This window comes from Flavobacterium sp. C4GT6, from assembly GCF_036347315.1.
Classification (GTDB): domain Bacteria; phylum Bacteroidota; class Bacteroidia; order Flavobacteriales; family Flavobacteriaceae; genus Flavobacterium.
In genome coordinates, this window is sequence record NZ_JAZGZU010000003.1 from 289907 (window position 1) to 316466 (window position 26560).

Below are 26560 nucleotides of genomic sequence, written 5' to 3' on the forward strand. Positions count from 1 at the left end.
ATGAATATTTTAAGTCAATCTACCTTTAGAGAATACAGTGGTAAAGGAGGTACAATAGGTCGAAATTATAACTACATTAGTTGTTGGAGCTAACTTAAAAGATAATTGATTATGATGAAATATATTATTCTAATTTGTTTTTACGTGATTGGTGTTAACCATGTTAATGCACAAGACAAGACTATATTTGGTAATAATGAAGTTTGTGAGAACACCATTAAACTAGAATATGTTTTTACAGGACCCGTGTTGATGAAATTCAGAGATTTATTTGAGGCAAATAAGATTAACTTTATTAATGCTAAAACCAAATGTACTTCTGTTGAGACTAATGAAAAAGGTATTGAGATAATACATTTAGGAGTTTCTATCATAGAGATTTACTATAAGGATAATCATCATCAAAAAGTTTATGATAAATTACTGGATTTATGTAAGCAAAATGATTGGAAAAAATATAGGGTAGAACTTGATTATTTTAAACCGGGAAAAATAGTGATACTAGATAAAAGTCAGTCTATGGTTAAAATTATATCATCTAACTTTTGTTCCAATCCAAAAAAACTAAACGAACTTATCAATTATATTAAAAACAATAATAGCTTTGATAATCTGTTTTATGTTGAATGTGGCGGTTATAATTTAACAGAATTGACTGGCAGGTAGTTTTATCAAAACTCAATAAAAAATTAGTACAGAAAAGCTACTGTAAAAGGTAGCTTAATTTATAAGTAAATTTGTTACTATACCATAGTGTTATGAAAAACTTACTTTGCTTTATTATCCTTTTTGTATATACCACCGGTTTTGCACAAAGTACCGAAACAATTATACCCCAACAGGGTAAAACTACAGAGGATTTTATACCTAAAGGCTGGAAAATTATATCAACCGCTTTAGGCGACCTTAATAAGGATAAAGCAGAGGACATAGCAATAGTGATTGAAAATACAGATCCCGCCAACTTTACTGCTAATGAAAATTTTGGTCCACAAACCCTCAATCTCAATCCGCGTTACCTGCTTATACTGTTTAAAAATAAAAATGGCTACACGCTTAATACGGTAAACAAAACCTTTATTCCATCGGCTAATACTACCGAAAGTCCCTGCCTTGATGATCCTTTTACCACTGCCGATGAAATGTCAATTACAAAAGGAGTGCTTACTATAAATTTTCGTACCTGGCTATCCTGCGGGAGTTATGGGATAAGTAATGAAACCTTTAAACTACGCTATCAAGACAGCCATTTTGTACTTATAGGCTATGATTTGTGGGAGTCAAGCAGAAATGCCGGAGACATAACGGAAACCAGCATTAATTTCCTTACCAAAAAGAAAAGCATAACTACAGGAGAAAACCTTTTTGAAGAAAACAATCAAAATGAACATCAAACCGTTTGGGAGGATGTAAAAATCAAGGAATTGATTAACTTAGCAAATCTGAAGTGGCCTAACGAAATTGAGTTTTAATTATGAAAAAAGTATTTGCCTTTATAGCCCTTATATGGTCGGTTGCGGTATTTGCCCAAAACGAACAGCTGGCTCAAAACTATTTTGAGAGAGGCGAGTTTGAAAAAGCCCTGCTTATATACCAGGATTTAGAGGCTTCACATCCGGGTAATACCTTTTTTCTTCAAAAAACCGTAGCCTGCTATCAGCAAATGCAACAATACAATAAGGCTGAAGAACTGATTAACGAAAGGCTGGAAAAAACAAAAAGACCATTTTTGTATGTAGAGCTGGGTTATAACTATCAGTTACAGGGCAATACTGAAAAAGCCGAAAGCAATTACGAAAAAGCGATTAATTCAATCAATGAAAACGCCACAAACGTATATGCAGTAGCCCAAAACTTTGAGCAGAAAATTTTACCCGAAAGAGCCATTAAAGCCTATGAAACAGCTACAGCCATAAACAAAAGCATGAACTTTGATTATCAAACAGCCATATTACAGGGACAACTAGGCAATATGGATTTGATGATTGAAAAACTGCTTAGTTTTGCTTATAACAATCCGCATAACCTGCCTGTTGTAAAAAACCAGCTTTCAAGGTTTATGATGCAGGATGCTCAGGAGTCCTTTAACGAAGCTCTTCGCAAAGCACTGCTGGTAAATACCCAAAAAAATCAGGATATTTTCTGGAACGAATTTCTAAGCTGGTATTATGTTCAGCAAAAGGATTACGGTAAGGCATTCATTCAGCAAAAAGCAATCTTTAGGCGTGACCCAAATACCTTTAGCAACATCATTACATTGGCAAGGCTTGCTGCCGAAGAAAACGAAACAGAAACGGCAAAGGAAATTTTTACTTACATTCTTGAAAACAGTGATGTGGCTTCGGTACAGTTATATGCACACCAATACCTGATATCTGAAGATATTAAAGATGCTAATGAAGGTGATTTTGCTGCTATAAAACAACGTATAAACGACCTTTTGGAACAATATGGCAGCGGCCCAAACACACTGGACCTGCAAATACTCAAAGCCGACTTTGAGGCTTTCCATCTTAAAGAAAGTAATACCGGTATTGCAACGCTTAATCAGGCGCTGGAAATTGGGCTTAACCGTTACCAGAAGGCCGAGGTAAAAATGAAACTGGCCGATATATTATTGCTGGATGAAAAATTCAATCAGGCAATTATTTATTATGCCCAAATTGAAGACGAACTTAAAAACGATGAGGTAGCACACGAGGCAAGTCTTAAGGTTGCAAAAGCCAGTTACTTTAAAGGTGATTTTGAATGGGCTCAAAAACAGCTTAAAGTTTTAAAATCATCATCATCACAGCTTATTGCAAACGATGCGCTTGAACTTTACTTATTGATTATAGACAACACGGTTGAAGACAGTACTCAAACCGCCTTAAAGAAATTTGCCCGTGCCGACTATAAACTGTACCAAAACAAAAAACAGGAAGCTCTTGACGGCTTTAAGGATATACTGGCTAACGACAAAACCGAAAGCATACAGGATGTTACCCTACTCCGTGTAGGCCGTATGTATGAAGATTTGAAACAGTATGACCTTGCCCTGCAATACTACAAACAGATAATAGACAATTATGCCGAAGGGATTTATATTGACGAAGCCCTGTTCTATTCGGCAGAGATATATAACAAAATACTGGAAGACCCCGAAAAGGCAATGCCCCTGTATGAAAAAGTGATTTTTAACCATGAAGACAGTATTCACTTTGTTGAGGCCCGAAAACAATACAGGCGCCTTCGCGGTGATGCAAATAGTTAGTTAATAATACCAAAAATAAATGACCGAATTACCTAAATTCCATGAGACTTTTGATCCTATATTGGACATCCTTAGAGATGGTAAAACATATGCAACTCGTGATATGCAAAATATGGTAATAAAAAAATATTATTCGCATTTACCTGAAAATCTACTAACTGAAAAAACGAAATCAGGAGAAAACTTATTAAATAACCGTATTGCTTGGGGTAAATCCTATTTAAAAAAAGGAGGGTTTATAACTTATCCTGAAAGAGGTCTTGTAAAAATTACTCCCAAAGGCTTGAAACAGAAAATTAGTTTAACACTGTCTGCTGTTGAAGGAGATACGAATCTTTTAAATTTTTACAAACATGAGAGTTTTAAAAATGATTCTATAGAAAAAACTACTTTAAAGACTTCATCTCCTCAAGATCTAATCGACAATGGTGTAGCTCAAATTGAATCAAAAACAAAAGCGGAATTATTAGATAAATTAAAAACTATTGACCCATATTATTTTGAAAAAGTAATTTTAATTTTATTGAAGAAGATGGGATATGGGGACTTTATAGAAACAACAAAAACAGGAGATGGTGGAATAGATGGAATTATCAACGAAGATAAATTAGGGCTGAATAAAATTTATATCCAAGCAAAAAGGTTTTCGGCTAATAAAGTCAGAGAAATGGACATAAGAAATTTTATTGGTGCAATGAGTGGTGATACAAATAAAGGAGTGTTTGTTACGACCTCTCTGTTTGATCAATTAGCAATAAAAAAAGCAGAAAATGCACACCATAAAATAATATTAATTGACGGCAAAAAATTAGTAGACCTCATGCATGAATTTAATGTAGGGATTCAGATAAAAGCTGTATATGAGGTTAAGCAATTAGATGAAGACTTCTTTTTAGAACAAAATTAAAATCTAAAAAAGACTACAAAATTTAAAGAGTATTAAAAATTGTACCTTTGCATTGATTCTTCCCAATAACGGGAATAGTAAATCACCAAACTTACATTTCATGATAATATATAACGTAACAATAAATATAGACGATTCTGTTCACGACCAGTGGGTTAACTGGATGAAAGACAAGCATATTCCGGAAATACTGGCTACCGGAAAGTTTACCGAAGCTAAAATGGTACGAGTGCTAATCGTTGAGGAAATGGGTGGTACTACCTACTCTATACAATACTTTACAGAGAGTAAGGATATGCTGGAAAGGTACTATCAGGAAGATGCGCCTAAGTTTAGGGAAGAAGGCATGAGGCTTTTTGGCGACAAAATGCTTGCCTTTAGAACCGAACTTGAATTAGTACACGAGTTTAAACGTTAATAAACAACCCGCTGCCTGTAGCCTGTACAGCTTGCAGGCTCATATATAAATGAAGATGGATAAAGTTAGAGCAAAAAAACACCTTGGGCAGCATTTCCTTACAGACGAAAATATTGCTAAGAACATCGCCGATGCCCTAACGCTGGAAGGGTATAAAAAAGTACTGGAAATAGGTCCCGGTATGGGGGTACTTACCAAATATCTTTTGGAAAAACCCATAGAGACCTATGTTATTGAAATTGATAACGAATCGGTTGAATACCTTAACGCACATTACTTTAAGCTACACGGCAAAATTATATCTGAAGATTTTTTAAGATATGATATTACCAAAGTTTTTGGCGATGAACCTTTTGCCATAATAGGAAACTTCCCGTATAACATTTCGTCACAAATTGTGTTCCGTGCGCTTGAAATGCGCGACCGTATCCCAGAGTTTGCAGGAATGTTCCAAAAGGAGGTTGCCGAACGTGTTTGTGAAAAAAAGGGCACCAAAACCTATGGAATCCTATCAGTATTAACTCAGGCATTTTATGAGGCAGAATACCTGTTTACCGTACCAGAAAACGTATTTAACCCACCTCCAAAGGTAAAATCGGGCGTATTGCGTTTAAAGAGAAAGGAAAACTATAAACTGCCTGTAAATGAAAAACTGTTTTTTAATGTGGTAAAAACTGCCTTTAACCAGCGCAGAAAAACACTTCGTAACAGTTTAAAAACATTCAATCTTTCTGATAATTTAAAGGAAGATAGTATCTTTGACCTTCGTCCGGAGCAACTGTCTACGGAGGACTTTATTGAACTAACAAAAAAAATAGCGGCTAATGGAGTTTAAAATCAGCAGAGATTTTATTGCTCAGATAGAGCAATTAATAAGTGAAAACCGTGAAAAGGAATTACAGGATCTCCTTGAGGATATTCACTATGCTGATATCGCCGAAATTATGGGCGAGCTGGACGACTCCGGCGCTATTTATATTTTCCACATACTTGACAGCGAAAAGACGGCCGAGATACTTCTGGAAATTGATGAAGAAGTAAGGGAGAAAATCCTTCGCGAACTTTCATCAAAAGAAATTGCCGAAGAGCTTGACGAACTTAGTACTGATGACGCTGCCGATATTATTGCCGAACTGCCTCAGGATCGTAAGGAAGAGGTAATCTCTGAACTTGTAGACGTAGAGCACGCAAAAGACATTGTTGACCTTTTGCGCTATGATGAAGACAGTGCCGGTGGTTTGATGGGTAAGGAGCTTGTAAAGGTTAACGAAAACTGGAACGTACTTACCTGTGTAAAAGAAATGAGAGAACAGGCTGTAAATGTACAGCGTGTACACTCCATTTATGTGGTAGATGATGAAAACAGACTAAAGGGAAGACTTTCCTTAAAAGACCTGCTTACCACCTCTACCAAAACCCCAATTAGTGAAGTTTATATCCCTAAAGTGGATTTTGTAAAAGTGGATACCCCAGATGTGGAGGTAGCACGTATAATGCAAAAATATGACCTGGAAGCGATTCCGGTTGTAGATGAGCTTGGCAGGCTCGTGGGCCGTATTACTATTGATGACATCGTAGACGTTATTAAGGAAGAGGCCGACAAGGATTATCAGCTGGCAGCAGGTATCTCTCAAGACGTAGAGGCTGATGACAGCATAATCGAACTTACCCGCGCGAGACTGCCGTGGCTTGTTTTAGCTCTTTTAGGCGGATTTATAAGTGTAAGACTGCTAAATACTTTTAGCGGTGCTATGGACAACCATAAAGAACTTTTCTTTTTCACTCCGCTTATTGCTGCGATGGCAGGTAATGTTGGTGTACAATCGTCTGCGATTATTGTACAGGGTTTAGCAAACAACAGTATTAGCGGATCATTGTGGAGAAGGCTTATCAAAGAAATCCTTTTAAGCCTATTAAACGGTTCGTTACTGGCTATTATCCTTATTGCCGGGAGCCATATCATTTTAGGTGTTAGCTACGAACTTGGACTAACGGTGAGCGTATCACTGGTTTCGGTTATTATCATTGCTTCACTTATAGGCACCTTTATACCTATTTTCCTTAATAGAGTAGGTATTGACCCTGCTTTGGCTACGGGTCCGTTTATTACTACCAGTAACGATATTTGCGGTATCCTTATTTACTTTACCATTGCCAAACTGATATTAGGGTTTTAATTAATGATGAGCTTGGACATCAATTTCTATTGATATAATTTTCATGCCTTCAATATAAAAAACTACATACTCTACATTACTTCCTGCTAATTCAACCACATAATAGTACTTGTAGGTATCCAAATGATCCTTATAGTTACTGCTCCATATACTTTTATGTGATGTAGACAAAGGAAACTTTGTTTTGAGGTCATTTTCATGATCTCCAACTTTTAACCCGTCTACAATAATATCATCATTTTTGACAACAATATGAATACTTTCTTTTATGTCTTTCTTATCAAGAATTTGCCCTTTATAAACTATTTTTTCAAGAGAAATAATATCTGAAACCTGAGATAGATCTCTTTCCTGAGCCAAGGAAAAGACTGAAAAGAAAAGAAAAAATGTAAGGATTAGATGTTTCATTAAGGTGTGCTTTAAGAATTTACTATTTTTACTTAAAACGTATTTATGAAAAAATTATTTCTGTTGCTTTCTGTCTTATCCATAGGAACAACACTACTTATACCCAAACATATCTCTCTAAATCCTGAAAAGGAAAAAGATATTATTAACCAGTTACTAAACAACTGGCATGCAGCCGCCGCTAAAGCCGACTATAACGGATATTTTGAAAAAATAGCCGACGATGGCATTTACATAGGCACCGATGCTACCGAGAACTGGGACAAAAAAGCCTTTGCTGCTTTTTCCAAACCTTATTTTGACAAAGGGCGTGCATGGAACTTTAAAGCTGTTGAGCGTAATGTTTACTTTAGTAAAAATGGTAAAACTGCTTGGTTTGACGAACTGCTTGACACCTGGATGAAAGGCTGCCGCGGATCGGGCGTACTGGAAAAACGGGGAGGCGAATGGAAAATAAAACACTATGTACTTTCCATGACTATACCTAACGAAGTTACCGGAGAGGTAATCCCTTTAAAGGCAAAATATGAAGATGCTTATATCCAGAAACTGAAACAGAAAAAGTAACTACTTGAATACTCTGTCATTTCGATACGCAGCATAGCGAAGTGAGAAATATCAGCTATTTATAACCAGATTTCTCCATTTCACTAAATTTCAGTCGAAATGGAAATAAAAAAGCCCCAAATTATTGGGGCTTCTTTTATTATTCTGCTTTGGCACTTAAATGCTCTAACATATCTGTTGTCATGGCATCAAGGTCAAACTCATGTTTCCAGTTCCAGTCCTCTCTTGCACTGCTGTCGTCAATACTTTGCGGCCAGCTGTCGGCTATCTTCTGGCGGAAGTCAGGCTCATAAGAGATGGTAAAATCCGGCATATGTTTCTTAATTGATTCTGTAATCTCTTTCGGGGTGAAATCCATTGCCGAAAGGTTGTATGAAGAACGTATTTTGATATTCTCGGCTGGTGCCTGCATAATCTCTACAGTAGCACGAATAGCATCATCCATGTACATCATCGGCAGTCTTGTTTCCTCACTAAGAAAACAGTTGTACGTACCGTTTTCAAGTGCTTTGTGGTAAATATCAACAGCATAATCGGTAGTACCACCACCCGGTAATGTAGACCAGCTTATAAGACCCGGGTAACGGATGCTTCGTACATCCACACCATACAGGTTATGGTAGTATTCGCACCATCTTTCACCTGATTGTTTAGAGATACCATATACGGTAGAAGGCTCCATTACAGTATACTGTGGTGTGTTTTGTTTAGGCGTTGTAGGCCCGAACACAGCTATACTTGAAGGCCAGAATATTTTTTCGATTTTCCCGGCTTTGGCTAAATTAAGCACGTGGAAAAGAGAGTTCATGTTCAAATCCCATGCAAAAGCAGGGTTTTTCTCGGCAGTAGCCGATAGTAATGCAGCCATCAGGTAAACATCGGTCACATTATATTTTTCAATAACCTGTTCAATCTGATTAAAATCCAGAGCATTTACAACCTCAAACGGTCCCGACTCAACAAACTCAGGATCTGTTTTTCTTACGTCTGAAGCGATTACATTGTCTGTACCGTAAATACTTCTTAGCTTTTTGGTTAATTCTGTCCCAATTTGCCCACAGGCTCCAATAATTAGAATAGCACCCATAATTTTAAGTTTAGTGGCTGCAAAGATAGCGTTTTAGCATTATCAAATCCATTTATTTAACTGCTATATAAAACATTTTTTTTAAAGATTGTGATTTACTTACCAACCTTATTGCCATATTCTTAAAATGAAGTCGGTTTTTATTTCATACTAATTATTTTATGGGCACGCAGGCATATTGGCCTAACATTTGTAAATTTGCTTTGCAATAAAAACGCTATGAAGTATTTAAAACTCATTATATTATTTTGCTTAACTACCATTGTACTGTCCTGTAACGACGACGAAAAAATAAGGGAAGCCGAAGCATTAAGGGCAAAACAACAGAGTGAAGCCATATTAAAGGTTATTAGTGAGAACTGGAAGTTTAATATCCCAACAGTAACGCCACGTGTAAAAACTAAACTGGACGGATGGAACGAATGGCACAGTTTTAAAAGTGAACTTGCCGATAAACCTACAGGCTCACTAACTGCATACCGAAATAAGGTAAAAGCCATAGCAGAAAAGGCCGATGAGCTAAACAAAAACATACCTGCGTTTTTTAATAAACCACAGGTAAAAAGCCGCATTATGGTAGTGGTAACTAAAATAAGAACCCTTTACACTTATATTAATCTTGATGTGGTGCAAAAGGATAAAATTATTACTGCCATTGATGAAATTTCTAAAGAAACCATATCACTGCAAAATCAACTGGATGAATTGGTTAAACTAAGTGAAATCCCTAAAGAAAAAGGCGAAGAAGACCTACTCAAGGCTTTAGACACCATTCGTATGGCTAACCCGGACATGATACCGGATGGAAAACCACAAATAAAAACTCAAAAACCTCAAGTTTTAACACCTGTATCTCCATTTAAAAGAGACCTAAAACCGAAATCAGAAAATTGAAACCGGAAATTTTAGAAAAATACAGCCAGTCGGCCAAAGTAAAACAAATAAGCGAAAGCCTGCAGCAACGTGAAAACAAACTGCATGTAAAAGGGCTTGTGGGTTCGTCCCTGTCGTTTGTTACGGCTCCGTTATTCAGGCTCACCCAGCTTCCATTCCTGCTTATACTTAAAGACAAGGAAGAGGCTGCATATTACCTTAACGATTTAGAACAGCTTATAGGGACAGATGATGTATTGTTTTACCCCGGCTCCTACCGCAGACCTTATCAGATAGAGGAAACCGATAATGCCAATGTACTACTGAGAGCAGAGGTACTTAACCGAATCAATTCGCGTAAAAAACCGGCAGTTATCGTTTCGTATCCCGAAGCGCTTTTTGAAAAGGTAGTTACCCGTAAGGATTTGGACAAGAACACCCTTAAAGTAGCGGTGAATGATCAGGTATCTATCGATTTTATAAATGAGGTATTGTTTGAATATGAGTTTCGCCGTGTAGATTTTGTAACCGAACCGGGAGAGTTCTCTGTTCGTGGTGGTATTGTAGACGTATTTTCATTCTCTAACGATAACCCTTACCGGATAGAATTCTTTGGCAATGAGGTAGACAGCATCCGCACCTTTGATGTGGAAACACAGCTATCACTTGAAAAGCAGAAAAAAATTACGGTTATCCCGAACATGGAAAACAAGTTTATGCAGGAAAGCCGCGAAAGCTTTTTAGACTACATAAACGAAAAAACCGTACTCTTTATACAAAATACCGAAGGACTTTTAAGCCAGCTGGACAACCTGTTCAATAAGGCCGGTGATGCCTTCGAGAAGCTAAGTAAGGATATTAAGCACGCTTCACCCGAAGAGCTTTTCCTTAACCAGCAGTCGTTCATAAAAAAGGCTTTGGATTTTACCATTGCCGAAATGGGCTCTAAGCCAATATTTAAAACCCAAAAAACTTTTGAGTTTTACATACAGCCGCAACCATCGTTTAACAAACAGTTTGACCTGCTGCTTAACAATCTTAACGATAATCATACTAACGGATATAAAAACTACCTGTTTTGCGCGAGCGAATCGCAGGCCAAGCGTTTTCATGATATTTTTGAAAGCCTTGACGAAGTAAATCACGAAGACATCCGTAAGCAATATAAAACCATTGTATTCCCTATTTATGAAGGATTTATAGACGAGGAAAACCAATTGGTTTGCTATACCGATCATCAGATATTTGAGCGTTACCACAAGTTTAATATCAAGAACGGGTATTCCAAAAAACAAACCATTACGCTTAAAGAGCTTAACTCATTATCTGTAGGTGATTATGTTACCCATATTGACCACGGTATTGGTAAGTTTGGCGGATTACAAAAAATACAGGTAGAGGGCAAAACACAGGAAGCCATTAAGCTGGTATATGCCGATAATGATATAGTATATGTAAGCATACATTCGCTACACAAAATATCAAAGTACAACGGAAAAGACGGCACACCTCCCAAAATTTACAAACTGGGATCGAGCGCCTGGAAAACCCTTAAACAAAAAACCAAAGCAAGGGTTAAGCATATTGCCTTTAACCTTATACAGCTGTATGCCAAACGCAGGCTGGAAAAAGGTTTCCAGTATGCCCCTGATAGTTACCTGCAGGCCGAACTTGAATCGTCTTTCATTTATGAGGACACCCCCGATCAGATTACGGCAACCCGAGATGTAAAAGCCGATATGGAAAGTGAACGCCCAATGGACCGCTTGGTGTGTGGTGATGTAGGCTTTGGTAAAACTGAGGTTGCCATACGTGCCGCCTTTAAAGCGGTAGACAACGGTAAACAGGTTGCCATACTGGTACCTACTACCATACTGGCTTTTCAGCATTATAAAACATTCCGCGAACGTTTAAAGGATATGCCTGTCTCCATTGGTTACATAAACCGTTTCCGTACGGCAAAGCAAAAAAGCGAAACACTTAAAGACCTTGCCGATGGTAAACTGGACATTATTATAGGCACGCATCAGCTTACCAATAAAAACGTAGTGTTTAAAAACCTTGGACTTCTAATAGTAGACGAGGAACAGAAGTTTGGTGTAAACGTAAAGGACAAACTTAAAACCATTGCCCAAAACGTAGATACCCTTACCTTAACAGCTACCCCTATCCCAAGAACGCTTCAGTTCTCACTGATGGCAGCAAGGGATTTATCAGTAATCACTACACCTCCGCCCAACCGTTACCCTATAGAAACACAGGTGGTAGGCTTTAATGAGGAAATTATACGTGATGCTATTTCGTATGAGATACAGCGTGGCGGACAGGTATACTTTATAAACAACCGTATTGAGAATATTAAGGAGGTTGCCGGAATGATACAACGTCTTGTACCGGGAGCTAAAGTAGGTGTAGGCCACGGCCAAATGGAAGGTAAAAAGCTGGAAGAGCTCATGCTTGCCTTTATGGATGGCGATTTTGATGTACTGGTAGCCACTACCATTATTGAGAGCGGACTTGACGTTCCTAATGCCAATACCATTTTTATAAACAATGCAAATAACTTCGGGCTTAGTGACCTGCACCAAATGCGTGGGCGTGTAGGGCGAAGTAATAAAAAGGCATTTTGCTACTTTATAACACCACCGTATTCTGCCATGACTGAAGATGCCCGTAAACGTATACAGGCACTGGAGCAGTTTAGTGATTTAGGCAGTGGGTTTAACATCGCTATGAAAGACCTTGAGATTCGTGGTGCGGGCGACCTACTGGGTGGTGAGCAAAGCGGATTTATAAACGAGATAGGTTTTGAAACCTACCAGAAAATTATGAACGAAGCCATAGAGGAACTTAAGGAAAATGAGTTTAAGGACCTGTATGAGGAAGTAGAAGGCACTACCGAAAAAGAATATGTAAAAGACATACAAATTGACACCGACTTTGAACTGCTGTTCCCAGACGAGTATGTAAACAACATTACCGAAAGGCTTAACCTATATAACGAACTGGGTAATATTAAGAACGAAGAAGAACTGGTAGCTTTTGAGCAAAAGTTAACGGATCGTTTCGGGGCATTGCCAAAACAGGCCGAAGCATTGCTTACCAGTATGCGTATTAAATGGGTAGCTACAAAAATGGGTATTGAAAAACTGGTACTTAAACAGGGTAAAATGCTGGGCTATTTTGTATCAGACCAGCAATCGGCCTTTTACCAGTCGGGCAATTTCCATAAGGTACTTCAGTTTGTACAAAAAAACCCAACGCTTATCCGTATGAAGGAAAAACAAACCAAAAACGGACTGCGATTACTTATTTCTTTTGATAATGTAAAATCAGTGAAGAAAGCCAAAGAGCTTCTTGATATGGTTTTTGAATAAAATAAAAAAGCACTGATTGTATCAGTGCTTTTTTATTACTCTATAGTATTCCACCATTCTTCTTTAACAGGTTCCCCTATAATATTTACCTTTTCACCAATCATAGGTGTTAGTAACGGCAGGTTCTTTTCTGCCGCTGCTTCGGTTACCGTTTTTATAGATTCATCCCAGGCATGCAGTGCCAGTGAGAATTTTGACCAGTGTACCGGCATCAGCCTTTCGGTCTTTAAGTCGGTCGCAGCCTGCGCCACCTGTTCGGGCATCATGTGTATGTATTTCCAGTACTCGTTATATTGTCCGCATTCCAGTATAGCAAGATCAAACGGCCCATACTTATCACCTATCTCTTTAAAGAAATAATCGTATCCTGAATCTCCTCCCAAAAACAGTTTCATGCTTGGTGTTTTAAATACAAATGATACCCATAGCGCCTTATTCCTGGTAAAGCTCCTACCCGAAAAGTGCCTTGCCGGAGTAACATCTACCGTAAATCCGTCACCTAAATCCACATGCTCACCCCAATCCTTTTCTTCAATAATAGCTGTGTCATACCCCCAGTACTCAAGGTGCTGTGCCGTACCTAATCCTGTTACCACCTTTTTAACTTTAGGTTTCAGTTTCAAAATGGTTTCATAATCCAGATGATCCCAGTGGTCATGACTTATAAAAAGTATATCTATTTCCGGTAAATCCTCTACCGTGTAGGCATCACTACCCGGATATGCCTTATTGGTAAAAATAACCGGTGATACACTTCCGCTAAATACAGGGTCTACCAGTATGGTTTTGCCGTCTGCCTGCATAAAGTAGGATGAATGTCCAAACCACACCAGTACATTTTCCTCTGGCTTCAAATGTAGCAGGTCTTCCTTCTTGGTGGGGATACTATCCTTTGGTTTATTGCGCTCCTTTTTCCCGAAGAAAAACTCCTTAAATACGGTATAATAACTTGTACCTTCAGCCAAATCGGGCGTATGGCTAAGATTCTGGAATTTGCCGTCCCTGTAATTAGGTGACTGTTTAATCCTTTCCAGCCTTGCCCCGTCGGGCTGTTTACCAAACTGAGGCTGTTGCATAAAAATAGCTATTGCTACTACCAGCAACGCAATGACGATTAGTATTGACATAAATATTCTCTTAATTATTTTTTTTACTCTTTTCATTACATTGATTGACTACTCACTCTAATTTGTGTTGAAATTTTTTTAGGACAACATACCCCAAAGCATATCCAGACTATCCTGTATTACCTGTTGTTGTTTTGTTTTACTGAAATTGTTTTTGATAAGGTAGGTATACAGCCCGAAAATATGACTCCCCATAATGGTATAAATAAAGTCGACATCACGCGCCTTTATCACTCCGGCATCAATAGCCTCCTGTATCTGGTCGCAACTCTTTTTTAATGACTTCTTTACCTCTTCGGGCGACAATAATGCTGCAAACGGCGAATTGGTAAACAACTGAGTGTAATAAAACTCATCCCTGTTTTCCATAGACCATTCCAGTACCGCTTTAAACTGTCCTTTGAAATAGGTTTTGGCATCGGCATCAGGCTTAACCTGCTCATCTATGTAAGCTCCCATCTTGGACTTTATATAAAGGTAAAGCGAAACAATAAGATCTTCCTTGGTTTTATAATAATGGAACAGGGTACCATTTGCCACACCGGCCTCTTTAGCTATTTTGCTGGTAGGGGTTGCATGGAACCCGTTTTGCACAAAAAGCCTTAAAGCTGTAGTTAATATGATTTCCTGTTTATCCATTTTTTTATATTGACCGACTAATCACTCTACAAAAGTATATCTAATTTTTCAATAAAACAATAAACCCCTTCTAAAAAAGAAGGGGTTTATTGAAAGTAATATTTTGCAATAATCGTTTTACTCTGATTAGCTTAGGTTCTTTAGGTCTTTTATAACCTTAAAGGCAACATCTACCTCCTGCTCGCTTACCAGTATGGTAAACTCATAAGAAGTTGAAATAACCTCGTTGATAATAATACCCTCCCACGCCAGTCTCTGGAAAATGTAGTAATAAACCCCCGGAGTGGAAATGTTATCCTTTGGAAGCTTTACCGTAATAGAGGCCAGGTTATCGGTACGTTCAATTTGTTTTTCGTCGACAAAAAGTTTCTCAACGATGTGATTAATGGATGAACTTACCACGATATTGGTTTCGTTTACACCTCTTGAAGAGGTATAGAAAACCTCAGGGAACGAATTGATATTTGAAATCAAATCGGCCTGCTTGTTTAAAATCGTGTCGGAAATAGCAAAAGTGTAATCCGTTAATGATGACCTTACCGTGATCTCGCCAATAGATCGCAGTACTTTTACAATTTTGTGATTCACCCTGAAATCAAGGTCTTCAGAAAGTCGTTTAAGGGACATTACAACGGCTCCCTGTTTTACATCTTTCCCTATCTCCTGTTCAAGTTCCGGCATCATGGTCCTTGCAAGGGAGGTAAGGTTAATGATCCCTTGTGACAAAGCACTTAATAAAAAGGGCTTGGTCTTGATGTAGTGTTCCACTACAGAAGAAATAGTTTTCATAGCTTAAATGGTTGTTACGTAAAGTCTTTTCCCGTAACAAATATAAAAAATAAAAATAATTGTTAAATATTTAACAACTAAAAATAAAAAAAAGCGTCAACTATATGTTCTATAACAAAATCGCCCTTTTTGTTATAAATCGATACAATGTCAAAACGTATCTCTACATCAAGGTCATTAACTGTAACATATTCATCTACAGCCTTTACCAGTAGTTTTATCTTTTTTGGAGTTACAAAATCCTGCGGAAGCCCAAAATCAAGGCTCGATCTGGTTTTTACTTCCACAACGGCAAGTGTATCATCTTTTTTGGCAATAATATCAATTTCGGCTTTTTGATACACCCAGTTGGTCTCCAGTATATCATAGCCGTTTTTGCGTAAAAAGTCGACAGCAAGCTCTTCCCCCTGTTTACCAAGGTCGTTATGCTTAGCCATTATTCAAACACTACTTTAGTACCTTTGGCAGTTACCTCTAAGGTAATTTCTTTACCCATAACAAGCGCTCTGTTATCTTTCATGTGTCCGGCAGGAAAATTAAAACAGATAGGGATATTGTAGTCTTTGGTAATATCCTTAATAATTTCGAGAGCATCGTGCCCCCACGGAATGTCGTTATCATTCATTTTGGTCATTCCACCTATAATAATACCTTTTACGTTTTTAAAATAACCGTTACGTTTCAGGTTCATCACCATTCGGTCTATATGGTACAGGTATTCGTCAAGGTCTTCAATAAATAGTATTTTATCTTTATAATCTGCTTCCGATTCAGACCCTACAATACTATACAGCACCGAAAGGTTACCCCCTACAAGCTCCCCTGTTGCTTTGCCTGCTTTGTTGAAAGAATGTGGTTCAATATTATATTCCAGCTTTTCACCAAACAAAGCCTTGCGAAGGGTTTCCTTAGCCTCACTGGTAGCATGTAAAGTGCTTACACACATAATACCGTGTATGGTAGCTATATCCATGTTATTGATATGACTGTGCAGTACGGTAGCATCACTAAACCCTATAATCCATTTAGGATGTTTTTTGAAGTTGTCAAATTTTACCCTGTCTATCATTCTCACGGTACCGTAGCCCCCTTTGGCACACCATACCGCTTTGACAGACGGGTTATCTATCATCTCCTGAAAATCGGTTGCACGCTGCCAGTCGGCCCCGGCTAACTGATTGTTTTCTTTACCTATGGTTTTTCCAAGTACCACGTTAAGCCCCCAGCTTTTAAGCAAATCTATGGCCGGCTGCAGGTGCTGTGCTTCAATTTTACGGGCAGTGGCAACAATAGCCACAGTATCTCCTTTAGTAAGATATGGCGGAATTTTCATAAGGTTTTGTGCTTGTATTTGGGATGTGAACTGTATTACTGTTAAAACTAAAACGGCTTTTAAAATCGTGATTCTCCTTTGCATTCGTTTATTTTTTCAGTTAAACAAACTTAACGAAAAATATGGACTAAGCCCGATCACAATTCTTAACAATTATACAAAATTAAACAGGGCAGCATTACTATAATAAGGTAGAATAAATAACGCTAATTATTTGTACTTTTGCGTTTCAATTTAAATTTTCGAGATGTTACAAGATCCAAAAAGATATACTGTTACGGCAGCATTGCCTTATACCAATGGTCCTATACACATAGGCCACCTGGCGGGTGTTTATGTTCCTTCTGATATTTATTCACGTTTCCTGAGGTTACAGGGCAAAGACGTGGCTTTTATATGCGGAAGTGATGAGCATGGTGTAGCCATATCTATGAAAGCGAAAAAAGAAGGCATTACCCCACAACAGGTAATTGATAAATACAACAGTATTATCAAACAGTCTTTTGAAGATTTTGGAATCTCTTTTGACAACTATTCACGTACCTCGGCAAAAGTACACCATGAAACAGCAAGTGAGTTTTTCAAAAAGCTGTATAATGACGGTAAGTTTATCGAAGAAGTGACCGAGCAGCTTTATGATGAAGAAGCACACCAGTTCCTGGCCGACCGTTTTGTAACGGGCACCTGCCCTAAATGTGGCAACGAAGAGGCTTATGGTGACCAGTGTGAAAAATGTGGTTCATCACTTAACGCTACCGATCTTATTAACCCAAAATCGACCATAACCGGATCTAAACCGGTATTAAAGGAAACCAAACACTGGTTCCTTCCGCTGGATCAGTATGATGCTTTTTTAAGAGAGTGGATACTGGAAGGTCATAAAAACGACTGGAAACCTAATGTATTCGGTCAGGTAAAATCATGGCTGGATGACGGACTTAAACCACGTGCGGTAACCCGCGACCTTGACTGGGGTATCCCTGTACCTGTAGAAGGTGCCGAAGGTAAAGTACTTTATGTTTGGTTTGATGCGCCTATTGGTTACATCTCATCTACAAAAGAGTGGGCTCAGCGTGAAGGCAAAGACTGGGAGCCTTACTGGAAAAGCAACGATACTAAACTGGTACACTTTATAGGAAAGGATAATATTGTTTTCCACTGTGTGATTTTCCCTGCTATGCTTAAAGCCGAAGGATCGTACATACTGCCTGACAACGTACCTGCAAACGAGTTCCTTAACCTTGAGGGTAACAAACTGTCTACTTCTAAAAACTGGGCAGTATGGTTACATGAGTACCTTGAAGATTTCCCGGGCAAGCAGGATGTATTGCGCTATGCTCTTACATCAAACGCTCCTGAAACAAAAGATAACGACTTTACCTGGAAAGATTTTCAGGCGAGAAACAATAACGAGCTGGTTGCCATTTTTGGTAACTTTATTAACCGTGTAGTTGTACTTACCAACAAGTATTACAACGGGGTTATACCTGCTCCAAACGAGTTTAGCGATGTAGACGAGGCGACACTTACCGAAATGCGTGCCTATCCTGCAGTTATTGCTAGCTCTATAGAGCGTTACCGCTTTAGGGAAGCCCTTGGCGAACTGATGAACCTGGCCCGCCTTGGTAACAAATACCTGGCCGATGAGGAGCCTTGGAAAATGATTAAGGAAAATCCGGAAAGGGTAAAAACACAAATGTATGTGGCGCTACAAATCGCCGCAGCCCTATCAGTACTTTCAGAACCGTTCCTTCCGTTTACAGCAGCTAAGCTTAAAGACATCCTTAAGTTAAACGATGTTCCTCATGCTATACAGACTATGGGAGTTGTTGATGAAACCCTAAGCTTTAATGATGCCAAAGGATCATCTCATAAACTTTCATGGAATGACATCGCTGTCAAGCACGAACTTATCCCTGCCAACCACCAAATAGGACAGGCAGAACTGCTATTTGCTAAAATTGAAGACGAAGAAATACAAAAACAGGTGGATAAACTTGAAGCTACAAAAACAGCTAACAATACTGCTAATAAAAAAGCCGAGCCTCAAAAAGAAACTATCGCGTTTGAAGATTTTGCCAAAATGGACATCCGTACGGGTACTATTCTTGAAGCCGAAAAAATGCCGAAAGCCAATAAGCTTTTAGTATTAAAGGTTGATACGGGTATTGATGTACGTACTATTGTTTCGGGCATTGCCGAAAGCTTTAAACCGGAAGACATTATTGGTAAACGTGTTAGTGTACTTGTTAATCTTGCTCCTCGTAAACTGCGTGGTGTGGAGAGCCAGGGTATGATACTAATGACCGAAAACACAGATGGTAAACTGGTTTTCATTAATCCGGATGCCGATGGCGTAAACAATGGTGAAATGATTAGTTAATCTATACCGAAAAACTATAACACCCTGTCATTTTGAGCGCAACAAAGTGGAGCAGAAGAATCCCTAAAAAGATTCCTCCCATCCCTTGGAATGACAACAAAATAAAAAAAGGCTCCCGATTGGGAGCCTTTTCTTTTATGATTAGTCTAATTCCTTAATCAGCTCGTCTTTACTCTTTCTGGCTTTTTTCATGGTAAGTAACCAGTCTTTTTCCTCATCACGATAGCCTAAAGGCAGTAACAGTACGCTCTTAAAGCCCTGCTTATCCAGTCCTAAAAGTTCATCTAACGCCGCAGGGTTAAAACCTTCAATAGGGGTAGCATCTACCTTTTCGGTAGCCGCTGCCGCAATGGCAAAACTAAAAGCGATATACGCCTGGTGTGCCGCATGGTTAAAGTTAACCTCTGCCGGACGATTTACATACGACTTGATTAAAAACTGACGGTACTCATCCCATTTTTCGCTAAAACCACGCACGGCATACATACTCTTAAAGGTTTCTGTAATGCGTTCTTCGGTATAATTATCCCATGCTGCAAATATCAAAAGGTGCGAGCAATCCCTTATTACAGTTTGGTTATTAGCTACAGGCATAATCTTGTTTTTAAGCTCCTCACCCTTTACCACAAGCACTTCAAAAGGCTGTAATCCGCTTGAAGTTGGCGCCAACCTTACCGCTTCTAAAATCCTATTTATTTTGTCGTCTGCTATTTTTTCGCCATTCATGGCTTTGGTAGCATATCTCCAGTTTAAATGTTCTAAAAATTCCATATATATTGTTTTTGCGAGTGCAGGGTTCTTTTTTACAACCGTAAAACACAAACACCTGTCTTCTCATTTTCCCTGCAAAAATACAACGATATATAGGAATGTACCATAAAGTTAGCTTTATTTAACCAACCGACTGATTATTACGGCAAAACCACAACAAATAAACTCCTAAAGCAAAATAAATTACCTAACTTTATATAGGTCGATTTTTTAAATTCAAACCGTATGAGCAGTAACACCAAAAAATTCCTAACCTTTATCGCACTGCTTTGTATTATCTTCGTTTTGGCAGACATCTTTTTATGGGTTAATGTAGCCAACACCTATGAAACCGAACCCGAAATGTGTTCGGCTTATATGAGGTATTATCCTGACACTATCAGAAACACTCAGGGACTTGTACTATTCCCAATGATATTGCTTATTTTTGCTTCACTCTATTTTATTCGTTCGGCCAGAACCAATTTTGCTAAAATAGTTGGAGCTACCTTTGCGGTGCTGCTGGCCATTTTTTTACTCTGGAAAATGTTCTCTTTTTATTAATGTTACCTATAGCTTACCACCCTATTTACAAACACCCGTTACCGGAAGGTCACCGCTTTCCTATGATAAAGTATGAACTGCTGCCACAACAGCTTTTGCATGAAGGTACGGCTGTACAAAGTGATTTCTATTCGCCTTCCCTGCCCGATATGCAACATGTACTTGCCGTACATAAAAAGGAATATGCAGATGAACTGGTTAACCTTACACTCGATCCTCGTGCGGTTAGAAAGATAGGTTTCCCGCTTTCGGAAGAACTGGTGGAAAGGGAACTGCGCATTACCGAAGGTACTATTTGGGGTTGCCACAGGGCTATGGAACATGGCATTGCCTTTAATATTGCCGGAGGCACACACCATGCCTACAGTGACAGGGGTGAGGCTTTTTGTTTGCTTAACGATCAGGCGATAGGGGCACAATACCTCATCAATAATAAACTGGCAAAAAAAGTACTGATAGTAGACCTGGATGTGCATCAGGGTAACGGTACTGCCGAAATATTTGAAGGTAACAGCAATATATTTACCTTTTCCATGCACGGCAAAAGCAACTATCCTTTTAAAAAGGAAACGTCAGATCTTGACATTGCCTTACCGGATAATACCGATGACAATGAATACCTCACCATACTTGAGGAAACACTCCCGAAATTGATTAATACCGAAAAGCCCGATTTTATTTTTTACCTGAGTGGGGTAGATATACTCGCTTCAGACAAGTTGGGAAAATTAGGCTGCACCATAGACGGATGCAGGCAACGTGATGAATATGTACTCTCACTGTGCCACAAACTGAATATACCCGTGCAATGCAGTATGGGTGGCGGTTACAGCCCTGATATTAAAATTATTATAGAGGCACATGCCAATACTTACAGAACGGCAAGACATATATATGTATAAAAAAAGCGGGGCAATTGCCCCGCTTTCTCTTTCATAGCTATTTCTCCCTCAGCCCCTGGCGCAATATTTCTTTGATGCCTTCAATATGATCGGTAAATTCCATTACCTGCGAAAGCATCTGCGCCATCTCGTTCTTGTCTCCAAAGCCTTTCAGCTTGTTATTTTTCACGAAGGTCTCCTTAATGGAAGTCCATCGCTCTTTATCTTCTTCGTTAAGCATACCTGTCATTTCCTTAAACTTTAACAGGTTTGCCTCTGCTGCACTGGTAAGCGTTTGTGTTTCGTTTTGATAATGCGATAACAGTAAAGTATCTATCTCAGCATCATTCATTACAGGTACAATTTTACCCACCAGTTTATTCATATCACGGTACGATCCCTGCAGCCTGAAAGGCGGTTCGGTACGGTAGGCATCCTCCATCGCGGCCGATGCTATATAAGCGGCATTCGCCTTAAGCACTACCCTGCGCACCTTAATCACTTTATCCAGTAGTGAGATGTAAGTCTCAATATCCTGCTTCGTGTGGTTCCCCTTAAGCTCCAACCCGTCACGCTGACCGCTTTGGGCCATAGTGATAAGCGGATACAGGTCGTCCATATTTTTTGATGCCAGTTGTGCCAATACCGGGTTTGAAGTAAGCGCATTTTCAATAAGGCTCAGTTCAAACAGTTGGGCAGTGTTGCCAATTACATCACCCAGGTTATAAATATCAGCACGGTTAGCAAGCATATCCGGTATTCGGAACTTCTCTCCTGTTTCGGTATACGGGTTACCCGCCATTACCACACAGAATTTCTTCGCCTTCATGTCATACGTTTTAGGCTGTCCGTTATACACACCTTCAATCTTACGGGTACCATCGGCAAGCGAAATGAACTTTTGCAGAAACTCAGGACTGCAATGCTGAATATCATCCAGATACAGCATCACGTTATTACCCATTTCCAAAGCAAGGTTCAGTTTTTTAAGCTCTTCCCTTGCTGCGGCATTATTTGCCGACGAAGGGTCTACCGATGTTACCTCATGGCCTATGGCTGGTCCGTTTATTTTCATAAATACCAGTCCAAGCCTGTTTGCCAGGTATTCCATAAGGGTTGTTTTACCATACCCGGGTGGCGATACCAACAGTAACATCCCCGAACGATCGGTACGGCGGTTCTCGCCTGCACTACCCAACTGTTTGGCAAGGTTGTCACCAAATAGCGGAAGGTACACCTGATCGATAAGTTTGTTACGCACAAACGAAGTCAACACCTTTGGCATGAACTCATTAAGCCTTAAATCGGTTTTAAGCTGCTGGGTAAGCTTATGTCGCTCTGCCCTGAAAGCCTCAAATGCCGGTACATCTACAGTAAAATGCCTTTCCATAAGTTCGGTAAAACGATGGTAATGGAATTTGTAAACTCCATCAGTTATCGTGTTATGAGAACCTGCAAGCCCTGTAATATCCTCATCGGGTTCAATGCTTACCTTTTTGTCTGCAAGTTCATGCCTGTATAACAGCAATGCTGCTACCTCACTAATGTATTCGTTACTGTCCTGCTGTCCTGTTTGACTCAGGAACGACGACACCCATTGGGTTGCCAGCTGAATGGCGGCTTCGGTATCGGAGGCGTTTTCAATATTATGTCGAAAAGCAACAGCGGCACCCTTATTTTCCAGCATTTTTATAAAGCTATCAGCCAGTTGCGAAGCTTTATGACTTATACTGAAGGCATCATCATTTTTAAGTTCCTCAAACAGGTAACCGGCAATGGTATATGCATCTGTACTGCCGGCTTTGTTTAAGGTTCCCTTAGCGAGGAATTTTTCTAATTCCTGCGTAAGTTCTTCAACTATATAATCAAATTCTGTACTGTTTGGGAAGATACTTAAAACTCCTCCCGCTGCTTTTATTTTACTGTTTAGCTTATTGCGTTGCTCCTCTGGCAAACTGTACCAAAAGAATTGTGCATAAGCCCTAACTACCGGACTGTAACGTAACAGCCCCAATGTGTGGTGCTTAGTTACCAGTACTTTTAAAAGCTTAGTGGCATCTGCATCATGAACCCCTTTTACATAACCTTCGGTATAGTTTTTAGAGGTTTCATCGCTAACCAGTTTTGCCAGTTGCTCATCGGTAAAGTCGTTTAAATCTTCAGGATTGTAGTTCCTGAATATTTTATACGCCAGGTAAGCACCTCTGTAAATATTATCGTTCTCTGAAACCAGTTCCTGATCCCAGTATTTTTGTGATGAAAGCAGGCTCTCGCTTTTCAGTTCCTGATAGAAATCGGTTCCCGTTAGGTGATAATTCAGCCTGCCGTTCCTGTAAACTATGGTAAGATCCAGAGGTTGTTTATTTACCGCAAACCTGTGGTTACCGAAACGGATAATATTATCTCCGTCCTCATACAGTTCCTGTCTGTCCTTAAGCTTGCGAAGAGCGTCCTCACGAGCCGACTTCAGCTCGGTTTCAATCGCCTCGGCCTTCCCTGTATCTTCCAGTTCCACCAGTTGTTTTACCAAATCACGAAGTTTGGCAATCATCAGGTCGGAAGCAAAATACCCGTTTATATCCTCAACCGAGTTAAACGTAAGTGCCTTTGCTGCCACATTTTTAAGAATACGCTGTGAAGCATTCTCTATGGCAACAGCCTTTTTATTTCGGGCCTCGGTAAGGCCGTTCTTTTTGGCTTCAAAAGCAGCATAAACCTCTTCCCTTTTTTCGATTATCGATTCGGTAAACTCCTCATAATCGGCAAAACGCGCTTCCAGATCCTCCAGCTGAACCGATATCTTATTAAGTAATTCCTCTGTTTTCTCCGGAGTATCTGCTCTGTCCAGTGCATTAACAATACTCTGGTCAATCAGTTTAATCTGGGCGGCAAAATCGGCCTTAGCCTCTTTACCTCCCAAAGAGGATATTTTGTTCTTTATCTCTGCCTTTAACCTGTTAAGGGTGGCAAAAATCAGGGATATGGTATTAATGATTTGGGTTGACTGAGAGGTGTCTTCAATTTTAAGATTGGACACTATGTCAATCAGCATTTCCAAGTCGGCAGTAATACCGTTTACCTCATCTTCCAATTTACGCGCTTCGATAACCGTAGCGATGTCTTCCAGTTCTCCCTGCCTTTCCTCTACACGCTTATGGTAAGGTACAAGCGCTTTCTCGTCCATTAGGAACTGCACACAGTTTTGTGAAATTACTTCAGTTTGCTCTACTATCTCCTCTTCCAGCTTAGTGATAAAGTCGGCATCGGTATAGCGCACTTCCCTTAGGCTGATTACCTCCCCGCGAAGGGTGCGTAACCCTGCAAGATCTTCCACAAAAACATCTATGTCATCAAGCGGTGAACTTTTTATTTTTTCAAATAACGTTTGGGCTTTCTGCTTCAGCTCATCTGTAAGCTTTTGTGCATTTTGCCTTAGCTGGACTACCTTTTCAAACTCGTCTATCGCTGCATTTGCCGTATTGCGTATTTCGGTAAGCGGCAGGTTTAGTTCAAAGGTCTCTTTTGATGTAATCCAGTAATAGGTATCCAGGATGTTCCGTGAAAGTCTGGTAAGGTCGGCATACAACCCGTCATAATCATCATCCTTATTAAGCAGGGTAATAATAGACTGGCTGTCGGCCATGGCCTTAACGATATCCTTATTTCCTATTTTGTATATGTAGCTGTCCTTGTGCTGGGAAGGCATAATATCTCCCTTTACAAAAGGCGTTTGCCAAATTTGTATAAGATGGTTTTTAGTTTGCTCTTCCGAAGCTTTAAAGTAACACAACTCCCCGTTTTCCAACAGCGTAAAACCGTTACAGATTATAGGGGTGTTTACCTGTTGTGTAATAAGGTTATAGGACATTAATACATACTGCCCGTATTTTTCCTCATAAAACACATACAGAAAATCTTCTCCGTTTGGCGAGGCTATCCTTTCCTGAAACAGCAGGTTTTCCAAACTGTTTTCAAAAATTTTATACTCACCTGTTTGCAGGTAATATCCGTTAGAGAAAATGACACCATGCTCATCGGGCAAAAGTATTGCCGATGTAGCAAGGCTATCTACCTTTCTAACCTCCTGCAGTTTATGATTATAGATAAAAAACCTGGCCTCCTCCTGAAACGGCTTAATCTGTAAGGTGACAAGGTTACCCAAATCGGCAAACTTGTAGATTCCGTCGTCTAATGTTTGGTCAGGATGAATAACTTCTTCGTCATAAATTCCTTTACCCGTAGCAGTATTATCTTCAATTTTTATGGTTAGCGTTCCGCCCACAGTTTCCACAAACATCCTGTCCAGTATGGACACGTGCGGATGCTTGCCGTACCTATGCATATCGCGGGTGGTTTCCTGCCAGTTAAAATCATGCTGCCTTGGAAAACGATATTCATGATCGCTCCTGTTATCCTGGTAGACCAGGTTATTGTCTTTAATTAGCCATTTAAAAGTTTTTACATCACTTATCCTGTCACTTATCTGAAAAACCATGTGCAGGTAGTTTCCTGTTATAAAGAACTTACGGAACTCAGTATCCCTGTAGTATTTGTACAGGTTAAAAAAATCTGTAAGGAAAGTCTCGTCTGCAATAAGGTCAAGCCCCTGCTTAACGAATTCCCCGTCCTGATAAGAATAGATACTGAATACGTCTTCGGTCTTAATATCAGTGCGCAGCCCGAAGTGCACATTGTAGCCAAAAATACATTTATCACCTATGGTCACTATATCACTGGGGATACAGCTGTTATCGGTAATAATCCTGTTGTTGGCTATAAGTTTGGTTTCTATGCTGCCAAAAACCTCTTTTCGTGCCTCATTAAGTTTGTGCAGCCTGCCCAAAAGGTCGTTTTTTTGGGTTTCAAGACGGCTGCGTATAATTTCATATGTACCGCCTTCCAGTGTACTCATGGTTGGTTTAGTTTTAATAAGTTAAGTACTGCGCCCGGGCGCAATGCCTTTGAAAAAGAAGGGTTAATCCCCGCACAGTGGCAAGCTGCGCGGGAAAAAAATATAAAAAATCAAA

General features: G+C 39.4%; 22 protein-coding genes. 13 read left to right on the top strand and 9 right to left on the bottom strand.

Annotation, left to right across the window (positions count from 1 at the left end; genetic code table 11):
* Positions 1-111: 111 nt before the first annotated feature.
* The 7 genes from V3Z67_RS05730 (at position 112) to mgtE (ending at position 6755) form a co-directional block, all read left to right on the top strand.
* The gene (locus V3Z67_RS05730; protein ID WP_330442401.1) at positions 112-666 is read left to right on the top strand and encodes a hypothetical protein; all 555 of its coding nucleotides are present in this window, start codon (positions 112-114) and stop codon (positions 664-666) included.
* Positions 667-758: 92 nt separating this feature from the next.
* Positions 759-1472 (top strand): hypothetical protein, encoded by a 714-nt coding sequence (locus V3Z67_RS05735; protein WP_330442402.1) that lies wholly within the window; start codon positions 759-761, stop codon positions 1470-1472.
* Positions 1473-1474: 2 nt separating this feature from the next.
* On the top strand, positions 1475-3253 hold the full coding sequence (locus tag V3Z67_RS05740) for a tetratricopeptide repeat protein (RefSeq protein WP_330442403.1): 1779 nt from the start codon (positions 1475-1477) through the stop codon (positions 3251-3253).
* A gap of 19 nt (positions 3254-3272) precedes the next feature.
* The gene (locus V3Z67_RS05745; RefSeq protein ID WP_330442404.1) at positions 3273-4160 is read left to right on the top strand and encodes a restriction endonuclease; all 888 of its coding nucleotides are present in this window, start codon (positions 3273-3275) and stop codon (positions 4158-4160) included.
* Between the two features lie 100 nt (positions 4161-4260).
* Positions 4261-4578 (top strand): DUF4286 family protein, encoded by a 318-nt coding sequence (locus V3Z67_RS05750; RefSeq protein ID WP_330442405.1) that lies wholly within the window; start codon positions 4261-4263, stop codon positions 4576-4578.
* A gap of 55 nt (positions 4579-4633) precedes the next feature.
* Positions 4634-5413: a 16S rRNA (adenine(1518)-N(6)/adenine(1519)-N(6))-dimethyltransferase RsmA gene (gene rsmA, locus V3Z67_RS05755; RefSeq protein WP_157484637.1), complete on the top strand. Its 780-nt coding sequence runs from the start codon at positions 4634-4636 to the stop codon at positions 5411-5413.
* Positions 5403-6755: a magnesium transporter gene (mgtE, locus tag V3Z67_RS05760; RefSeq protein ID WP_330442406.1), complete on the top strand. Its 1353-nt coding sequence runs from the start codon at positions 5403-5405 to the stop codon at positions 6753-6755. The genes rsmA and mgtE overlap by 11 nt, the downstream gene beginning before the upstream one ends.
* On the opposite strand, the gene V3Z67_RS05765 is transcribed toward mgtE, so the two are convergent.
* Positions 6756-7163 carry a hypothetical protein gene (locus V3Z67_RS05765; RefSeq protein WP_330442407.1) on the bottom strand — a complete coding sequence of 136 codons (408 nt, stop codon included), beginning with the start codon at positions 7161-7163 and terminating at the stop codon, positions 6756-6758.
* Positions 7164-7208: 45 nt separating this feature from the next.
* On the opposite strand from V3Z67_RS05765, the gene V3Z67_RS05770 reads away from it, so the two are divergent.
* Positions 7209-7730 carry a nuclear transport factor 2 family protein gene (locus tag V3Z67_RS05770; RefSeq protein WP_330442408.1) on the top strand — a complete coding sequence of 174 codons (522 nt, stop codon included), beginning with the start codon at positions 7209-7211 and terminating at the stop codon, positions 7728-7730.
* A gap of 139 nt (positions 7731-7869) precedes the next feature.
* On the opposite strand, the gene V3Z67_RS05775 is transcribed toward V3Z67_RS05770, so the two are convergent.
* Complete coding sequence (locus tag V3Z67_RS05775) at positions 7870-8817, bottom strand: L-threonine 3-dehydrogenase (protein WP_417368019.1); 948 nt, start codon at positions 8815-8817, stop codon at positions 7870-7872.
* Between the two features lie 219 nt (positions 8818-9036).
* Between V3Z67_RS05775 and V3Z67_RS05780 the strand changes: the two genes are divergently transcribed.
* Both V3Z67_RS05780 and mfd read left to right on the top strand, forming a co-directional pair.
* Complete coding sequence (locus V3Z67_RS05780; protein ID WP_330442409.1) at positions 9037-9711, top strand: hypothetical protein; 675 nt, start codon at positions 9037-9039, stop codon at positions 9709-9711.
* A gap of 47 nt (positions 9712-9758) precedes the next feature.
* Complete coding sequence (gene mfd, locus V3Z67_RS05785) at positions 9759-13067, top strand: transcription-repair coupling factor (RefSeq protein WP_442902259.1); 3309 nt, start codon at positions 9759-9761, stop codon at positions 13065-13067.
* A gap of 35 nt (positions 13068-13102) precedes the next feature.
* On the opposite strand, the gene V3Z67_RS05790 is transcribed toward mfd, so the two are convergent.
* The 5 genes from V3Z67_RS05790 to V3Z67_RS05810 form a co-directional block, all read right to left on the bottom strand.
* Entirely contained in the window at positions 13103-14194 is a 1092-nt protein-coding gene (locus V3Z67_RS05790; protein ID WP_330442411.1) for an MBL fold metallo-hydrolase, read from the bottom strand.
* Between the two features lie 78 nt (positions 14195-14272).
* On the bottom strand, positions 14273-14833 hold the full coding sequence (locus V3Z67_RS05795) for a TetR/AcrR family transcriptional regulator (protein ID WP_330442412.1): 561 nt from the start codon (positions 14831-14833) through the stop codon (positions 14273-14275).
* Positions 14834-14959: 126 nt separating this feature from the next.
* Entirely contained in the window at positions 14960-15622 is a 663-nt protein-coding gene (locus V3Z67_RS05800; RefSeq protein WP_157484627.1) for an aspartate kinase, read from the bottom strand.
* Positions 15623-15699: 77 nt separating this feature from the next.
* A complete protein-coding gene (locus V3Z67_RS05805; protein ID WP_330442413.1) occupies positions 15700-16059 on the bottom strand; it encodes a YraN family protein in 360 nt (119 codons plus the stop codon).
* A complete protein-coding gene (locus V3Z67_RS05810) occupies positions 16059-17039 on the bottom strand; it encodes a S66 peptidase family protein (protein WP_330442414.1) in 981 nt (326 codons plus the stop codon). Before V3Z67_RS05810 ends, V3Z67_RS05805 begins: the two co-directional genes overlap by 1 nt.
* Before the next feature lie 163 nt (positions 17040-17202).
* On the opposite strand from V3Z67_RS05810, the gene metG reads away from it, so the two are divergent.
* On the top strand, positions 17203-19338 hold the full coding sequence (gene metG, locus V3Z67_RS05815) for a methionine--tRNA ligase (protein ID WP_330442415.1): 2136 nt from the start codon (positions 17203-17205) through the stop codon (positions 19336-19338).
* 141 nt (positions 19339-19479) lie between these two features.
* Here metG and V3Z67_RS05820 read toward each other — a convergent pair whose 3' ends face one another.
* Positions 19480-20109 carry a nitroreductase family protein gene (locus tag V3Z67_RS05820; RefSeq protein ID WP_330442416.1) on the bottom strand — a complete coding sequence of 210 codons (630 nt, stop codon included), beginning with the start codon at positions 20107-20109 and terminating at the stop codon, positions 19480-19482.
* A 225-nt stretch (positions 20110-20334) separates the two neighbouring features.
* Here V3Z67_RS05820 and V3Z67_RS05825 point away from each other — a divergent pair, with 225 nt between their 5' ends.
* Both V3Z67_RS05825 and V3Z67_RS05830 read left to right on the top strand, forming a co-directional pair.
* The gene (locus V3Z67_RS05825) at positions 20335-20652 is read left to right on the top strand and encodes a hypothetical protein (RefSeq protein ID WP_330442417.1); all 318 of its coding nucleotides are present in this window, start codon (positions 20335-20337) and stop codon (positions 20650-20652) included.
* Positions 20652-21554 (top strand): histone deacetylase family protein, encoded by a 903-nt coding sequence (locus tag V3Z67_RS05830; protein WP_330442418.1) that lies wholly within the window; start codon positions 20652-20654, stop codon positions 21552-21554. Before V3Z67_RS05825 ends, V3Z67_RS05830 begins: the two co-directional genes overlap by 1 nt.
* Positions 21555-21591: 37 nt before the next feature.
* Here V3Z67_RS05830 and V3Z67_RS05835 read toward each other — a convergent pair whose 3' ends face one another.
* Positions 21592-26445 (bottom strand): DNA repair ATPase, encoded by a 4854-nt coding sequence (locus V3Z67_RS05835; protein WP_330442419.1) that lies wholly within the window; start codon positions 26443-26445, stop codon positions 21592-21594.
* Positions 26446-26560 lie beyond the last annotated feature (115 nt).

Coding starts and splice junctions, on each gene's coding strand:
- V3Z67_RS05775 (WP_417368019.1), bottom strand. CDS start 8,817: ATGGGTGCTATTCTAATTATTGGAGCCTGTGGGCAAATTGGGACAGAA.
- V3Z67_RS05765 (WP_330442407.1), bottom strand. CDS start 7,163: ATGAAACATCTAATCCTTACATTTTTTCTTTTCTTTTCAGTCTTTTCC.
- mgtE (WP_330442406.1), top strand. CDS start 5,403: ATGGAGTTTAAAATCAGCAGAGATTTTATTGCTCAGATAGAGCAATTA.
- V3Z67_RS05835 (WP_330442419.1), bottom strand. CDS start 26,445: ATGAGTACACTGGAAGGCGGTACATATGAAATTATACGCAGCCGTCTT.
- V3Z67_RS05805 (WP_330442413.1), bottom strand. CDS start 16,059: ATGGCTAAGCATAACGACCTTGGTAAACAGGGGGAAGAGCTTGCTGTC.
- rsmA (WP_157484637.1), top strand. CDS start 4,634: ATGGATAAAGTTAGAGCAAAAAAACACCTTGGGCAGCATTTCCTTACA.
- V3Z67_RS05730 (WP_330442401.1), top strand. CDS start 112: ATGATGAAATATATTATTCTAATTTGTTTTTACGTGATTGGTGTTAAC.
- V3Z67_RS05750 (WP_330442405.1), top strand. CDS start 4,261: ATGATAATATATAACGTAACAATAAATATAGACGATTCTGTTCACGAC.
- V3Z67_RS05740 (WP_330442403.1), top strand. CDS start 1,475: ATGAAAAAAGTATTTGCCTTTATAGCCCTTATATGGTCGGTTGCGGTA.
- V3Z67_RS05770 (WP_330442408.1), top strand. CDS start 7,209: ATGAAAAAATTATTTCTGTTGCTTTCTGTCTTATCCATAGGAACAACA.
- V3Z67_RS05780 (WP_330442409.1), top strand. CDS start 9,037: ATGAAGTATTTAAAACTCATTATATTATTTTGCTTAACTACCATTGTA.
- V3Z67_RS05820 (WP_330442416.1), bottom strand. CDS start 20,109: ATGGAATTTTTAGAACATTTAAACTGGAGATATGCTACCAAAGCCATG.
- V3Z67_RS05830 (WP_330442418.1), top strand. CDS start 20,652: ATGTTACCTATAGCTTACCACCCTATTTACAAACACCCGTTACCGGAA.
- V3Z67_RS05825 (WP_330442417.1), top strand. CDS start 20,335: ATGAGCAGTAACACCAAAAAATTCCTAACCTTTATCGCACTGCTTTGT.
- metG (WP_330442415.1), top strand. CDS start 17,203: ATGTTACAAGATCCAAAAAGATATACTGTTACGGCAGCATTGCCTTAT.
- V3Z67_RS05800 (WP_157484627.1), bottom strand. CDS start 15,622: ATGAAAACTATTTCTTCTGTAGTGGAACACTACATCAAGACCAAGCCC.
- V3Z67_RS05810 (WP_330442414.1), bottom strand. CDS start 17,039: ATGCAAAGGAGAATCACGATTTTAAAAGCCGTTTTAGTTTTAACAGTA.
- V3Z67_RS05790 (WP_330442411.1), bottom strand. CDS start 14,194: ATGTCAATACTAATCGTCATTGCGTTGCTGGTAGTAGCAATAGCTATT.
- V3Z67_RS05795 (WP_330442412.1), bottom strand. CDS start 14,833: ATGGATAAACAGGAAATCATATTAACTACAGCTTTAAGGCTTTTTGTG.
- V3Z67_RS05745 (WP_330442404.1), top strand. CDS start 3,273: ATGACCGAATTACCTAAATTCCATGAGACTTTTGATCCTATATTGGAC.
- V3Z67_RS05735 (WP_330442402.1), top strand. CDS start 759: ATGAAAAACTTACTTTGCTTTATTATCCTTTTTGTATATACCACCGGT.